Genomic DNA, 15,158 nt, shown 5'->3' with positions numbered 1-15,158 from the left:
CGTGCAGCCGCAACTGCTTCAGGGCCCGACATGCCCGCAGGGCTACCGTTGCTGGCGCCCGCCTGGATTGCAAGCACAGTGTGGCGCATGCCGGCCCGCCACACCGATTCTCTGTACTTCGATCGAACCGCCGCGGGGTTCAGTTGCGCGCCTTGGCGGTAGACCGCGTGCTGGCCGTCGCCGTACTGATCGGCTTGCCCTCGGGTTGCGACAGCAGTGCCGCCAGGACTTCGGCATCGGGGTCAGCCGCCGTGGCAGATGGCTTGCGACGTGTCGTTTTCGACTTGGCGGAGGTGCTGGTCTTGGCGACGGTCTTCTTCTCTTTGCTGTTCGCAGCGGTACTGGTGGTGCCCTTTTCCACCGCCGCCGCTGTCTTCGACGTCGCTGTCTTTTTGGTATTTTTGCTGACTTCAGCAGTCTTCGACCCGGCCACGGCTGGCTGGCTACCCAGGGAGGTCAGCGCGGCCAGCGTCGTCGCTCCCGCCAAAGCACCTGCAGCAACCGCCGCGCTGTCCACCTTGCCTAACCGATCCAGCGCAGGGTCACTGTTATCGGCATCAACGATGGTTGCGGCCTGCGGCTGGGAATTCTCGGCAACTGATTGAGCGGATTCCGCTGACGCGGCGGAAGCGACCGGCGCCGGCGCATTGTCGGGCAGCGTCTGCCCGCCGGGCGCTGCTGCGCCAGCGACAGGCTGTGCGGGGACCGCCGAATTGCCCACCTGGATCGATACGGGCGCGTCGGCGCCCGTGTCCAGCCACAGCCAGCCGGCCACGGCCGTCGCGGCAACAGCGACCAGGCCCGCGCCCAGGTAGCGCCCAGCGGGCTTCCTGGCCGGAGCCTTGGCCGCCATGGGCACGCGGCCTTCCAGGCTGGCCAGGATGCGGGTCTGCCCGGCGGCGTCGGCGCCAGGCTCGCTGCCAAAGAGCGTTGGTGGCGCTGACGGCTTCACATCGTCGCTATTGCTCATCTGTCATCAAGAAATTTGAAATAAAATGCGCGGCGGACGCTACCGGCCGGATTTACAATTACCGACCCGTTGTGTCATATATGGCAGATTCGATCATTTTGGCCTTAGACTCCCGGATTCTACGGCTGGCATCGTCGAAAGACAAACCCGATACGGGGCACGTCACCGCGGATTGAGATCAAATCGAATACAGATGTAAAAAATACTGAATATGCTCGGCGCCCTTGCGGACCTTCACCGCCCGGGGCCAGCCCGGTCAAGCAGGTAAGCATGGTCTTTGTCGCACTGGTCCTCTATTTCGTGTTGATGGTTGCCGCTGCTGCCGTGCTGCTTCTTCCCGCAGTACGGCAGCGCTGCTTTGCGATGGCGAGCTCGCAATGGCGCCGCCTGAGCACTAGTGCGGCGACGGCAGGCTCGCAATCGGCCAGTTCGATCCGCCACTCGGTCGGCAACGCCACCTCGACGCTGGCCTCAGCCCGGGACTTCCTGGCCAAGCGCCGCGCGCTGGTGCTGGCGGCTGCAGGGGTGGTGACGCTGCCACCGGTGCTGGCGCTGGCGTTGCGTCACCGGCAGGTGTTCCAGTTCGAGGACGATGACGGCGTGCGCGAGCCGGACCCGCAGATCGCCGCGCTGCTCAACGGCGAGCGGCTGGTGCCGCCGCCACCGCTGCCGCCGGAGGTGTTCACCACGCGCGAGGTGGAGCTGATCCGCCCCGCGATCCGCGAAGCCAGCCGGGATTGGGAACAGCTGGATGCCGAATTCAGGCAGAGGCTGCTGCTGGTCTACAAGATCATGCGCGACGAGCACGGCTATGAAATGGCGCTGCTGGAGGGCTACCGCAGCCCGGAACGGCAGGCCAAGCTGGCGGCGATGGGCAGCCATGTGACGCAGGCCGGCGCCTACCACAGCTACCACCAGTTCGGGCTGGCCGCGGACAGTGCCTTCTACCGCGACGGCAAGCTGGTGATCAGCGAGAAAGACCCGTGGGCCATGCGCGGCTACGAGCTGTATGGCCGTGCCGCCGAGTCGGCCGGTCTGGTTTGGGGCGGCCGCTGGAAGATGATGGATCTCGGGCACGTCGAGCTGCGCCGGCCGGGAGTGCTTGGCAAACGGCCGGCGCAGCAATAGCGGCACGATCGCCCCGCATGGCGGGGCTGGCAGGAACATGGATACAGGACCGGCAGCGGTTGGCCGGCGCAATTTGGGGAGAGCGTAGTGGCACGTCCTTTCATTCTGCTGGGCGACAAGACCGACCACGGCGGCGTGGTGATCACGGCCTCGGGCAACACCAGCACCAACGGCAAGGGCATTGCGTGCGTGGGAGATCGCGTTACCTGCCCTCGCTCCGGCCATGGCGGCACAACCGTCATCGTCACCGGTGACCCCAACGTGATCATCGACGGCCGTGCCGCCGCGCGCCACGGCGACAAGACCGCTTGTGGCGCAACCTTGCTGTCCAGCCAGGGCGTGACCGGCAGCGCATGAAGTCCCGGCAACGAACGGCCGTTTCAAACGCGTTTCCGCCGCTTCTCGACACGAAACCATGTTTCCAAGACTGATCAAGTCCACGCTGATCCTGTTCGCGGTGTTCGCCGTGGTGTGGGTCGCGACCATTGCCTGGTGGCAGTCGATCAACCGGATGCCGACCACCACGGACATCGTCACGCACCTGGCGCTGATGCCGGCGGGCATGGTGGCTGCCTACCTGGTCATCAAGCGTGCCCTGGACGGGATCCGTACCAATGTCGCGGCCGCCAGCCAAACGCCCGCCACTGCGGCGCCGGGAGAAGCCGGCAATGCCGCGGAGGGGGCGCATGCGGAGGCCAACGATCCGACCCGTAACTGGCGCGCGGCGCTGCTTGCCACTGCCGTGCGCACACCCGCCGGCAACGCGCCCGATGCGCTGGCGGAGGCCGCCAAGGCCGGCAACCGACCTGGCCTGGTGGCGATGGATGGCTTGCCCGCACCTGTCTTTGCTGCCCAGATCGAGTCGATCGATATCGAAAGCCTGCACACGGAATTCGCCGCGCGCACGCCTGATCTTGTCTGGGACGACGAGGCCCTGCGGGCGCTCGCGCTGGCAGCCGAGGTCACCGACGAACTCGCCATGCAGGCGGCGGTCTACGCGCCTGCCGGCCACGACATGGCCGTGCCGGACAGCACCGCGCCATTGGTGGTCACGATGCTGCTGCCGCGCGGCTGGCCGGAAACGCGGCAGGCCGCGGCAGGGGACTGGCTGCGCGAGCGCCTGTCCCAGTATTGGCCAGCCGCACGACTCACACTCGAAGCCACGGCCGCGCGCGGCGACGGCGATGCCCTGCTGTTACTGGATCGCGCCACCCAGGCCGTGAACCGCCCGGTGGACGGCCAGCCGGCGCTGCGCATGCTGGTGGCCGCCGATTCGCTGATCGGCGCCAATGCCGTCGAAGCGCTGGAACAGGAAGACCAGCTCTTCAGTGCGCGGTGCCCGCACGGCCGGACTCCGGGCGAGGCCGCCGCCGGCGTGCTGCTGGGCGCGCACCAGCCTGCCGCCGGGGCGGCCAAGACCGGCACGGACGAGGATGCCGACGCCCTAGCCGATAGCGCACCGATCCTCATCACGCGCACGGCAATGGCCCGCCTGGAAGCACCTACGGCAGACCACGGCCAGCCACGGCTCGAGGCACTGGCCCAGGCTGTCACCCAGGCGATCGAGATCATTGCCGGCAAGGCCGAAGCCGCGCCCCAGGATGCAGCAGACACCGGGCCGCAGTCCGAAGAAGCCCCGGCGGCAGTGGCAACCATCGTCACAGACACCGGCGTCCACCCCGTGCGCACCGTCGAGATCGCCCAGGTCGTCAGCACCCGTTTCCCCACACTGGACCCCGTTGCCGACCTGCTGGCGCTGGGCCTGCCGTGCGGCTACGCCGGCGCTGCCGGTGCGCTGCTGCCGGTGGTGGTGGCCCATTATCTGGCGCTCGATGGCGGCCGGCCCGTGCTGGCACTGAGCGCCGGCGACGCGCAGCAGCGTGGCGCCGTCGCGATCCTGCCGGCGTGATCCAGAGCCTGACCCGCACCGCGCCCCCGAATCCCGTATTGCTCCCAAGCCAAAGGCAACATGCATCGCATCCTTAACTTCCTGACCCACACACGCACGCTGTCGGTATTCGGCGTGGTCGTGCTGACCGTCTTCCTGTTGCTGATGGCGCAGACCCTCGAAATCGGGCTGGCCTGGGTCGCCATCGTCCTGGGCGTGTTGTTGCTGGCGTGGCTGGCCACCTACCTGTGGAAGCGCTGGCGCGCGCGCCGGGCCAGCGGCAAGCTCGAGGGCATCCTCGAGCAGCAGGCCGACATGGCCGCCAAGGCCGCCCCGCCCGACAAGCGCGACGAGGTGGAGGCGTTGCGCACGCGCCTGGCCAGCGCCGTGAAGACCATCAAAACCTCGAAGCTCGGGCAGATGTCGGGCAGCGAGGCGCTCTACGAGCTGCCGTGGTACATCGTGATCGGCAACCCCGCGGCGGGCAAGAGCACGGCCGTGCTGAACTCGGGCCTGCAGTTTCCGTTCGCCGACAAGAACAGCGCCGTGATCCACGGCATTGGCGGCACGCGCAACTGCGACTGGTTCTTCACCACCGAAGGCATCCTGCTCGATACCGCGGGCCGCTATGCCGTGCATGAGGAAGACCGGCGCGAATGGCTCGGCTTCCTGGACCTGCTCAAGCGCTATCGGCCCAAGGCGCCGATCAACGGCATCGTGGTCACGGTCAGCATTCCGGAACTGACGCAGAACCGGCCCGAGTTCGCCATCAACCTGGCCAAGAACCTGCGCCAGCGCGTGCAGGAACTGACCGAGCGGCTGGAAGTGTTCGCGCCGGTCTATGTGATGTTCACCAAGGCCGACCTGATCACCGGCTTTACCGAATTCTTCGGCGACAACGAGAAGCAGGAGCGCGACCGGGTCTGGGGCGCCACCCTGCCCTTCGCTCCCGAAGAGCGCCGCGACGTCGCAGCCGTGTTCGACCAGCGCTTCGACGAACTGTGCGACGGCCTGAAAGAGATCAGCGTGGCGCAGATCGCGCAGCACCGCAACGGCAAGCTGTCGCCGGGGCTGCTGAGCTTTCCGCTGGAGTTCGCCTCGGTCAAGCCCACGTTGCGCGCCTTCCTGGTCACGCTGTTCGACGAGAACCCGTTCCAGTACAAGCCCGTGTTCCGCGGATTCTACTTCACCAGCGCGGTACAGGAGGCCAGCACCACCAGCGTCTCGGCCGAGCGCATCGCCCGCCGATTCGGACTCAAGCTGGAGGGCGTGGCCGGCAACCGGGAGGTGTTCTCGAAGAATGGATTCTTCCTGCGCGACCTGTTCTCCAAGGTCATCTTTGCCGACCGCCGCACCGTGCGCCAGTTCGCCAGCCCCGCCAAGACGCGGCTGCGCTTTGCCACCTTCTTTGGCCTGGTGCTGGTGCTGGGCCTGCTGCTGGGGGGCTGGACCTGGTCGTTCCTTGGCAACCGGCAGCTGACCGCCAACGTGCAGGCGGACCTGGACAAGATCGTCAAGATGCAGCAGAACCGCGTCGACCTGCAGGCGCGGCTGGAAGCGCTGGACATCCTGCAGGACCGCATCGAGCAGCTGGAACGCTTCCGCGCCGACCATCCGCTGGCGCTGTCGCTGGGCCTGTACCAGGGCGACACGCTGCAGCACAAGCTGCTGGACGAGTACTACAACGGCCTGCGCCAGGTGATGCTGAAACCGGTCGGCGGCGCCATCGAGACCTTCCTGGCGGAAGTCAACGCGCATCCCGAGCAGCTTGCGCCAATGGTGCGCCCGCCGGAAACCGGCGCAGTGGGCGCGACGTCGCTGCCGTCGTCAGCACCGGCTTCCGCGCCCGCTGCCACGGCAACGGCAAGCGCCGCCACGCCCGCCGCTGGCAAGCGCTACACCGACGCCTCCCCCACCAACGTGGAAGACGCGTACAACGCGCTCAAGACCTACCTGATGCTGGCCGACAAGCGCCACGTCGAGGTCGCGCACCTGACTGACCAGATGACGCGCTTCTGGCGCGGCTGGCTGGAAGACAACCGCGGCAACATGCCGCGCGAGCAGCTGATCCGATCGGCGGAGCGCAACCTGTCGTTCTTCCTGGCCCGTGTCAACGACGACAACTGGCCGCTGCTGGAAGGCAACTTGTCGCTGGTCGACCAGTCCCGCGAAAACCTGCGCCGCGTGGTGCGCGGCATGCCAGCGCGCGAGCGCGCCTACGCCGAGATCAAGGCCCGCGCCTCCACCCGCTTTGCCCCGATGACCGTCGCCCGCATCGTGGGCGACACCGGCGCCTCCGTGGTCGCCGGCAGCTACGCCGTGCCCGGCACCTTCACCCGCGAAGCCTGGCTCGGCTACGTGCAGCCCGCCATCCGCGAGGCCGCCAGCAAGGAACTGCAGAGCAAGGACTGGGTGCTCAACGTCGCCGCGCGCGACGACCTGACCCTGGAAGGCAGCCCGGAGCAGATCCAGAAGACGCTGGTCACCATGTACAAGACCGAGTACGCGCGGGAATGGCAGCGCTTCATGCAGGGCGTGACGATCCAGGACTTCGGCAGCTTCGAGCAGGCCGTGGCCAGCATGAACCTGCTGGGCGACCCGGCCAACTCGCCGATCCGCAAGGTGCTGGACACAGCGTATGAGCAGACCTCGTGGGACAACCCCTCGCTGCTCAATGCCGGCCTGAAGCAAGCCAAGTCCGGCATGCTCGACTGGTTCAAGCGCCTGATCTCGCGTGGCACGCCCTCGCAGGTCAGCGTCAATGTCGATGTCAGCGGCGCCAACGCTGCCGCCGGCACCATCCCGATGGGCCCGGTCGGCAAGGAGTTCTCGGGCCTGGCGCGCATCGTCGTCATGCATGACAACAACTCGATGCTGCGCGGCTACATGGAATCGCTGTCGAAGGTGCGCACGCGCTTCAACCAGCTCAAGAACCAGGGCGATCCCGGCCCCGGCGCACGCCAGCTGATGCAGCAGACGCTGGACGGCAATGGCTCGGAGCTGGCCGATGCGCTGAAGTATGTCGACGAGCAGATGATGACCGGCCTCACCGACAGCCAGCGCCAGGCGCTGCGGCCGCTGCTGGTGCGCCCGCTGCTGCAGTCTTACGCCGTGGTGATCCGCCCGGCCAGTGTCGAGATCAACAAGGTCTGGAACGCACAGGTGTACCAGCCATTCAGCCAGACCCTGGCGACAAAGTATCCGTTTGCCTCGGATGCCAAGATCGAAGCCAGCGCGGCAGAAATCGGCCAGATCTTCGGGCCGGAGGGCGCCATCGCCAAGTTCACCACCGCCACCATCGGCCCGCTGTCGGTGCGCCGCGGCGACATGCTGGCCGCGCGCACCTGGGGCGACCTTGGCCTGACGCTGGCGCCGGAGTTCACCACCAACTTCACGCGCTGGGTGGCGCCGCTGACCGGCGGCGCGGCGGGCGGCGGTGGCGGCGCCACGGCTGCTGCGGCGCAGCAGACCGTATTCCAGATCCTGCCGACGCCCGCGACCGGCACCACCGAGTACACCGTCGAGATCGACGGCCAGCAGCTGCGCTATCGCAATACGCCGGCGCAGTGGGCCAACTTTGTCTGGCCCAACCCGCAGGGTTCGCCCGGTGCAAAGATCACGGCGACGACCTTCGACGGCCGCTCCGTCGAGCTGCTCAACGAGCCCGGCCGCTTCGGCCTGGAGCGCCTGATTGCGACCGCTGCACGCAAGCGCCGCCCCGATGGCGCCTTCGACCTGACCTGGAGCCGCGACAACATCGCGGTCAGCGTGGCGTTGCGCATCATCAGCAGCCCGCAGACCGCGGGCAATGCCAGCGCTTCCGACTCGCCGCAGAGCCAGGGCCTGCGCGGATTGCGCCTGCCGACCGCGATCGCCGACGCCAATGCGCCACTCAACACCGCGACGCCCCCGGCCGCTTCGCCGTCGACTTCCCCCGCGGCGCCTCCGTCCGCACCCCCTGTTCCGAACCCGCAGGCCAGCATGCAGGGCAGCGCGCAGGCCTCGGCCCAAGTCAACCAAGGAGGTACGGCGCAATGAGCCAGCCGACCCAACTGCAGCTGTCCTATTTCGGCAAAATCCCGTCCCGGGGCGACTTCGTCAAGAGTGCCAATAATACCCAGCTGCTCGATACGCTGGACCGCTGGCTCGCGCAGGGCATGGAACTGCTGGCCGAAGACCCGGCCTGGAAGGCTTGCTATGACGCGTGGAAGCCAATGCACTTTGCCTTCCTGGGCTCGCAAAGCAAGCTCGCCATCGCGGGTGCGCTGATGGCCAGCAGCGACCTGTCGTCGCGGCGCTTTCCGTTCCTGACGGCAGCGGCGATGGAGGTGGAGCGCCCCCTGCAATTTATCGCCCGCAGCCCGCTGGCGCTGGCCCGCCTGTGGACGCGCGCCGGGCAGCAGATGCATGCGCTCGCACAGGCATCCGATGCGACCGAAGGCCTGCAGCAACTGGCCCAGGCCCAGCTGGGCGTGGAAACCGGTGCCGGCGCGCAGAGCCACGACGCAAGCTTTGCCGACTTCATCGACTTCCAGACCGTGGCTGGCCTGGAGCACATGCTGGCCGGCCAGGGCCAGCATGTGCGCTTGCGCCGCACGCTGCTGGCGCTCGGCATCCTGCTGCAGCCGCTGATGTCGTCCGGCTCCTCGCACCTGGAAAAGGGCCTGACCCTGCCGCTGCCCGCCGACCCGCTCTACCGCAGCCTGGTGGCGAGCTTCTGGCTGGAACTGGTCTCGCGCTTCCTGCACCGGGCCGACTTTGAACTGTCGATCTTCCTCGGGCAGATTGGCGGCAACGAGCGGCTGGTGATCGGCTTCAACGGTGCCTCGTCACGCACGCTGCACGGCGTGATCTCGCCGCTGGCCTATGCCGAGCAGAACATCAATATCGATGACCCGGAATGGGTCGAGCAACACGTCAACGGAGACTACGGCATGGCCAAGTTCGTCAGCTACATGGACCAGCCGCAGCTGTCGCTGCGCCTGGCGCTCGACACCTTCCGTGAAGTCTTTGCCGGGGAATGAGCATGGGTGTCAATGCAGTACGCAACCGGGTGGCCCACGTCAAGGCTGCCTCCGCCGCCGTTGGAACACGCACGCCTGCACTGGCTGCGGGCTTGCTCGCGGCGCTGGTCATGCTGCCCGGCCATGCCGCGCCGGGCGATCCCGGCACCACCGCCACGCCTGCCGCGTCCGCAGCGGCCCCTTCAGGCCGCGTTGTCGCAGGCGGCGCGGTCCCTGACGAAGCCACCAAGGCCAGTGTCCTGGCGCGCCTGCGCGAGCTGTATGGCAGCGCCAACGTGGTGGACCAGATCGAAGTCGGCAACGTGGTCTCGCCCCCGAACTGGTCGGCCAATGTGCAGAAGATCCTCTCGCCGCAAATCAAGCAGGTCAGCCGCGGCCAGCTGAGCATCGATGGCACGCAGGTATCCGTGCACGGCGACGTGCGCAACGAGGCCCAGCGCCAGCAGATCGCCAGCGACATGGCCACCGGCCTGGGCCAGAGCTATACGGTGAAGAATGGCCTGCGCGTGCCGGCTTCCGAACAGAACCTGCTGGACCAGACCCTGGCCAACCGGATCATCGAATTCGAGACCGGTGCCGCCACGCTGACGCCCAAGGGCCGCGCCATCCTCGATGAAATGGCCGCGGTGCTGCCGCGCCTGAGCGGGCGCAAGATCGAGATTGTCGGCCACACCGACAACTCCGGCAGCCGCGCGCTGAACCTGACGCTAAGCCAGGCACGCGCGGAGACGGTGAAGAACTACCTGATCGGCAAGGGCGGCGAGCCCGGCATGCTGACGGCGGTGGGTGTGGGTCCGGACCAGCCGGTGGCGCCGAATGACAAAGAGGAAGGACGGGCGAAGAACCGGAGGATCGAGTTCCGGGCGGGGCAGTAATCCGGCATTGCTGTGCGTCACGCCGGCGCATCGATACTGCCGGCGTGGCCTGGAATTACGCGTCGTGATCAGCCGAAGGATCTGAGGTAACGCCGAGCAGCTCCTCGATCTGCGACAGCGTGGCATCGTCCTTGACCACCGTGCGCAGCCACGCGTGCAGCGGCATGTCCCCCCACTTCGCAGCGCGTGCGGCCAGATAAGCCACTGGACTGTGCGGTTCCGTGCGACGGAAAAACTCCGCGACCTCACGCAATTGCGCCAGTGCCTGGGCGCGCGTGCGAATGGGACCGGAGTGCATGGCATCGGCAGCGTCAGCCGACACGCTTGCATGCCCGCTCTGCGCAGGCGAGGACGATGCCTGGTTTGCCTCTGCGCCGGCGGGACGCTCCACCGGCTTGCCGACGAAGCGCTCCACCAGCATACGCACTGCCTCCAGCGCCTCGCGCGCCTGGCGGAAACTTGGCGCATGTTCGCCGGCCCGCTCGTCCAGTACATCGCCCAATAGCTTCAGGGCTGCCTCGCAGGACACCAGGTCTGCATGCAGCGCCGTATAGAATGCCGCCGGCGTCTTCTTCCGCGCCGCCTCGAACTGCTCCTGGCTGACCTTGCCCTGTGCCAGTTCATCCGCCTGCTCAGGGTCGCGGCGGATCGCTTCGGCCAGATGCGTCGCAACCTCCCAGTCAACGTACGAGTAGCCGCCGGCCGATTCATCGACCAGCGGAATCTCGCGGATCAGCTGGCTCGATCGCCCTGCCAGCCACGTTACGCTGCCGGTGCGGTAGTCGACATCATCGGCTTCCATCACCGGGTGCAGGTGATCCCAGTACTGGCTGCAAAGTTCCGCCGTCAGGTGATAGCCGTCGCGCAGCCCGGCGAGCCCGCGTTCCTTGGAGAGCGCCTCGGTCAGCCAGACCGCAAGGCGAAGGTCCTTGGTTCGGTCCTGCAGCAGCGTGGTGGCGATGCCGATGACCTCGCGCCAGTCAGCCTCCTTGATATCCGTCACCCAGTCACCCTGGTCCAGCGACGGGTCATCGAAGCGGCGCGCCTCCTGAATGCGGTCGAATTCAGCAGAGAAGAGCAGGTCTTCACCACAGGGTTGGTCGCCAGGAAGGGGGGCAAGCAGGCGGTCGAACTGGAGGGAAGCCATGATGGTCAATCAGCTTTGGAAACAAGGGGGAAGTGTACCGCTGGAAGGGCCATCTAAGTCTCAAAGAGTTACCCATCGTATCCAAATTACAAACAACGAAGCTAACGCACCATCGCCTCGTCGAGGCCCTCTGCAGTACCCCAGCGCCTCATGAACTCCACTTCATCTGCCTGGGCCAGCTTGCCTTCTGCGCGATACACCATCGCAGTCATCACAGCACCTGTCTGCACCGGCCTATCCTCTGGCTCTCCAATACCCGAATCGCTCTCCCAGGCCTTCGGAAAGCGCGGCCACGCGCAAGTGGATTGCGCCAGGGCCATATACAGGGGTAGATAGAACGACGCATCCATCTCCAGCCTGCATTGCGCAGCGCTTGGCATTCCGCAGTAGGTGCTGTAGGCAGGTGGCAGGTAGCGGGGTACCTGTTTGAATGTCGTCGGCGCATTGGGTGGGATCACGTCGACCGAAGGACCTTCCTCCATATATTGGCGAATGTATTCCCACAGGCCTGCAACGCCGTCCGGGTAGTACGCGGTCGTCGCGGACTCGATAAAGATAACGTCCTCGCCCTCCGCGGCGGGATCCTCAGCCTTGAATGGCGGGTGGTAAAGCGCCAGTGGCTGGGCCTGCTTGTAGCGGACCACTTTGGGCTCCATGCGTGCGGGAAAGGGCTTCAGCACGGCCTCCAGCCGGCCCCATGCAAACACCTTGTTGCCGCCACAATAGTCTGGGCGCAAGACATAGACCTGGCGCGTCTTGCGATTGAACCGAATACGCCCGCGCAGGGGGCCGAAGAATGCCGTACGCCCTCCCAGACCAACGAACATCATGATTACGAGGAACACGAAGCCGGCCGAGAGGAACAACAAAATCGTCCAGCCTCCGATCACCAACGGAAGCATCGCCGATTCATAGGGCTCGGACCAGCCCAGGAAAAATATCCTGCCAGACAGCAGCGGGTGGAGAGCCAGGCCATACCAGACCCAAACCGTGAACAGGCAGCCAAGCAGTACCAGCAACGCCCATGACGTCACCATGCTCTGCACACCGAAGCCCGGGTTGGCAAGTTCCAGGTAGGCATCGTTCTGCGCATAGACGCCTCGGCCAGGGACAAACACCCCTTCAGCTGCGCCCGCCTCGTTGACACGCCAGCGGCGCTGTCCTTCAATGTTCAACAATTCACGGCCCTTGGCGACGGACCGACGCCTTGCGCGTGCGTATTCGTATTCGCGACCGAACATGATACCCCCCTTGCCTGTTTCTGCTTTTCCGTCCGGCAATTTGAACCGGGAGAATGGGAGGCGGTCGTCAAATTGGCCAAGGCCCAGATCGCCAGCATCCAATAGCACGATTCAGGACTCGAATCCCTTTAGGCAGCTGTCCCATCCGGACCGAGACGACTCCTTCGCTCTGCATCGTACTCCAGGGCCATCTTCAGCGCTCGCTCGCGGTAGGCCAAAAACCGCTCGTCACCCGCAGGACCGCCTGTCTTGGCATCGCCTGCGTAGCGCGGCTCCTCAAGGACAAAGGGATCATTCGGGTCGATTGCGCACGCCGCCTCAACATCCGCCGGCCAGGCAGGCCGTTGGCAGGTTTTCATGGCCAGGTAACGAAACAGGGCCCAAGGCAACGTGATGGGCAACATCAGGATGCTTAAAAGACCCGAAAACTGTCCGCTGACCTGAGTGATGACCATATTTCGCAACGTTGCTTCCGTCGAAACTGTAAGCGCCAGTGGTGGAAACGGGAGGCTCTGTGGGCCGTCTTCCATGTAACGGCGCACCATCTCCCAATGCTCAAGTACTGCCCCGCGGCTGCTGCTGCCATCCATGCCAACGGCAAACGTATCGCGCACAATCCGCTGTTCATCCAGGACATTGCAGCGCAAGTCGAAAGTAAAGGTGCTCTGCCCGCCCATGGCGGGGCTGGAGCGTCCGATAAAAAAATGGGCTTTGTCCCAAGGTACGGTCATTACGCCACCTGGGCCGTTGTGCCGAAAAACGTAGACGGTCCTGTTCTTGCGATTGAAGCGAATCGGGTAATGGGTGTAGCGAAAGAAGTCTTTGAGCCAGATGAATCTTATAACGCACAGCGCGAACAACAACCACGCGATTAGAAATATCCAATCTGCAGTAATGAACGAAGGATCGCGCGGAGTCCCATCTTCCCGCGGCGCGTACATTGTCGAGGCGATGAGCCACACAAACGTAAGCCCCATTGCGACAAACGGCGCTCCGCCCATGGCAGCCCAACCTCGCACCAGAAAGAAGCGATCCATATACTCGACGAAGGTCGAGTTGACCCTCAGAACACCATGATCGCTCGGCGGAAGGTCCTTGATCGGCAGCCTTGGGGCCAAGTGCTCTTCATCTTCATAGGCATGTAGTGGGCGGTTTACCTTGTATCGCGTCAGCCATCCGGCGTACTGTCCCTCTTTCATATAGATCCTCACCACGGCCCGTCATGGCAGCCCCTCCTCCGTCCACTTGATCCGATGATTGGCACGCCAGTTTTTGCCGCCGACAGTAGTGACACATGGTCACGGGACCGCCAGCGCAACCACCTCAGGGCTCGAGCAGGCCGCGCAGGCCGCGCAGGCCGCGCAGGCCGCGCAGGCCGCGCAGGCCGCGCAGGCCGCGCAGGCCGCGCAACGCATGGTGGTCATATTTGTTACTTTTGTCAATATGACTAGAGACCTCTGGCGATGTCACACATAATTCAGCCCACCCACCGCTATTTGGGATGCGAAGACATGCAACACGCTCGCCGTTCTAGTACCTACGCCTTGATAGCCTCTGCTATCACGTTCTTTGCCCCCTCATCCTGGGGCACTCCAGCTCGATGATGATGTACGAGCACTCCCCAACAAGACCAAGGCAACCCTTCCTTTTATTAAAGGCGGGACATTCAAGGTGGAAGATTTTTGGTCAATTACCACCGGAGATAGACTCCCTTATTACCCTCCGAGACGAATCGAAGCCTCTCCATGAAGTGGAATTAGACAGTTTCTCCATTGGGAAATACCAAGTCAACTACGAAGCCTTTTTGGTAATCAATCGTAGTATCAAGTCTCTGGGACACCGGCGTCGGCGCTCGACTAGCGATGTCTCTATGATGTGGCTGAGCAAAAAATTAGTGTCAAACATGCACTAGAAAATTTAACGCATTTCTTGCAGAATGCATACTCTACCAATAGAAACGTTCTAACCATGCAACCGGCCCAAACTCTCCTCCGCTCTATGCTAGCAGCCTCGCTTTTGACACCTACCATCGCGTCGCCTCTGGCGTTAGAACCGAACGCGGATGCCCTCACGTTGATAAAAAAAACGAAATCGAATCTTGTCTATATCAAAGGTGGCACTTTCAAGATGGGGGACTTTGGATCCATATCAACTCTAGATAAGTTGCCATACACAAGTCAGGACGAATCTAAACCCTTGCATGACGTTGATCTGGATAGCTTTTCCATCGGCAAGTACAAGGTGACTTATGAGGAATTCGACATCTACACGAAGTCAACTGGTGCTCGTAGAATTGCGGAATTTGCCAACGAGAGAGACTACAGAAAAATTCCAAATGTTCCTGCGGGAGTCAATTGGCAAGAAGCCAAAAACTATTGCCTGTGGCTTGGTAAGTTGACAAATTTGCCGTTCGATCTGCCAACAGAGGCACAATGGGAATATGCAGCCAGAAGCGGCGGAAAATATCATCCATGGGCGACTGATAATGGCCATTACGAAGAGGGACGCAATGTTGCGAGTTACGAGCAACGCGAGTCGATGATGCCTGGAATATCTTCTCCAAATGTATACCCGATAGCTAAATTTCCGCCAAACCCCATCGGTCTTTATGACATGTCAAGCAACGGCCGAGATTGGGTGAATGATTGGTTCTCTGCGACGTACTACCAACAGTCCCCACGGAAAAATCCGCAAGGACCTAAGACTGGAAAAGAGAAGGTTATTCGCGGATTGGAGGGCGATTACGCTACCGCTGTGACGATGTATCGGCAAAAAGCCCCCCCAAATAAGAAGGTCGTTTACATAGGCAAACAACCGTTTTCAGATCGAGAAGCAGACATCGGCTTTCGCTGCGTACTCAACTCGACCACGAGAATAGAGTGACG

At 63.9% G+C, this 15,158-nt stretch carries 12 protein-coding genes; 7 read left to right on the top strand and 5 right to left on the bottom strand.

The genetic code is table 11. The annotated features are described in order from the left end of the window. Positions 1-139 precede the first annotated feature (139 nt). Complete coding sequence (locus AC3FMM_RS11885) at positions 140-970, bottom strand: hypothetical protein (RefSeq protein ID WP_488686650.1); 831 nt, start codon at positions 968-970, stop codon at positions 140-142. Positions 971-1,240: 270 nt separating this feature from the next. Here AC3FMM_RS11885 and AC3FMM_RS11880 point away from each other — a divergent pair, with 270 nt between their 5' ends. The 6 genes from AC3FMM_RS11880 (at position 1,241) to AC3FMM_RS11855 (ending at position 9,885) form a co-directional block, all read left to right on the top strand. Continuing rightward, the gene (locus AC3FMM_RS11880) at positions 1,241-2,098 is read left to right on the top strand and encodes a M15 family metallopeptidase (RefSeq protein ID WP_116314304.1); all 858 of its coding nucleotides are present in this window, start codon (positions 1,241-1,243) and stop codon (positions 2,096-2,098) included. An 87-nt stretch (positions 2,099-2,185) separates the two neighbouring features. Continuing rightward, positions 2,186-2,455 carry a PAAR domain-containing protein gene (locus AC3FMM_RS11875; RefSeq protein ID WP_018007548.1) on the top strand — a complete coding sequence of 90 codons (270 nt, stop codon included), beginning with the start codon at positions 2,186-2,188 and terminating at the stop codon, positions 2,453-2,455. Positions 2,456-2,513: 58 nt separating this feature from the next. Further along, positions 2,514-4,007 carry a hypothetical protein gene (locus tag AC3FMM_RS11870; RefSeq protein ID WP_414247758.1) on the top strand — a complete coding sequence of 498 codons (1,494 nt, stop codon included), beginning with the start codon at positions 2,514-2,516 and terminating at the stop codon, positions 4,005-4,007. 60 nt (positions 4,008-4,067) lie between these two features. Further along, positions 4,068-8,024, top strand: a complete 3,957-nt coding sequence (tssM, locus tag AC3FMM_RS11865; protein ID WP_488686649.1) for a type VI secretion system membrane subunit TssM — start codon at positions 4,068-4,070, stop codon at positions 8,022-8,024. Further along, positions 8,021-9,010, top strand: coding sequence for a type VI secretion system-associated protein TagF (gene tagF / locus AC3FMM_RS11860; RefSeq protein WP_115713419.1), 990 nt, complete (start codon positions 8,021-8,023; stop codon positions 9,008-9,010). Before tssM ends, tagF begins: the two co-directional genes overlap by 4 nt. Further along, complete coding sequence (locus AC3FMM_RS11855) at positions 9,007-9,885, top strand: OmpA family protein (protein WP_115713420.1); 879 nt, start codon at positions 9,007-9,009, stop codon at positions 9,883-9,885. Before tagF ends, AC3FMM_RS11855 begins: the two co-directional genes overlap by 4 nt. A gap of 55 nt (positions 9,886-9,940) precedes the next feature. Here the strand turns inward: AC3FMM_RS11855 and tssA are convergent, their stop codons facing one another. The 4 genes from tssA to AC3FMM_RS11835 form a co-directional block, all read right to left on the bottom strand. Then, complete coding sequence (gene tssA / locus AC3FMM_RS11850; protein WP_115714251.1) at positions 9,941-11,032, bottom strand: type VI secretion system protein TssA; 1,092 nt, start codon at positions 11,030-11,032, stop codon at positions 9,941-9,943. A gap of 101 nt (positions 11,033-11,133) precedes the next feature. Next, the gene (locus AC3FMM_RS11845; RefSeq protein ID WP_488686648.1) at positions 11,134-12,273 is read right to left on the bottom strand and encodes a DUF6708 domain-containing protein; all 1,140 of its coding nucleotides are present in this window, start codon (positions 12,271-12,273) and stop codon (positions 11,134-11,136) included. Between the two features lie 128 nt (positions 12,274-12,401). Continuing rightward, entirely contained in the window at positions 12,402-13,472 is a 1,071-nt protein-coding gene (locus AC3FMM_RS11840; protein ID WP_488686646.1) for a DUF6708 domain-containing protein, read from the bottom strand. Between the two features lie 124 nt (positions 13,473-13,596). Next, a complete protein-coding gene (locus AC3FMM_RS11835) occupies positions 13,597-13,743 on the bottom strand; it encodes a hypothetical protein (RefSeq protein ID WP_488686645.1) in 147 nt (48 codons plus the stop codon). A gap of 546 nt (positions 13,744-14,289) precedes the next feature. Here AC3FMM_RS11835 and AC3FMM_RS11830 point away from each other — a divergent pair. Beyond that, entirely contained in the window at positions 14,290-15,156 is an 867-nt protein-coding gene (locus AC3FMM_RS11830) for a formylglycine-generating enzyme family protein (RefSeq protein ID WP_488686644.1), read from the top strand. Positions 15,157-15,158: the final 2 nt, after the last annotated feature.

The organism is Cupriavidus sp. 207A1, from assembly GCF_057798955.1.
The sequence above is the reverse complement of the archived record's forward strand: the minus strand, read 5'-3'. Positions and strand labels throughout refer to the sequence as shown.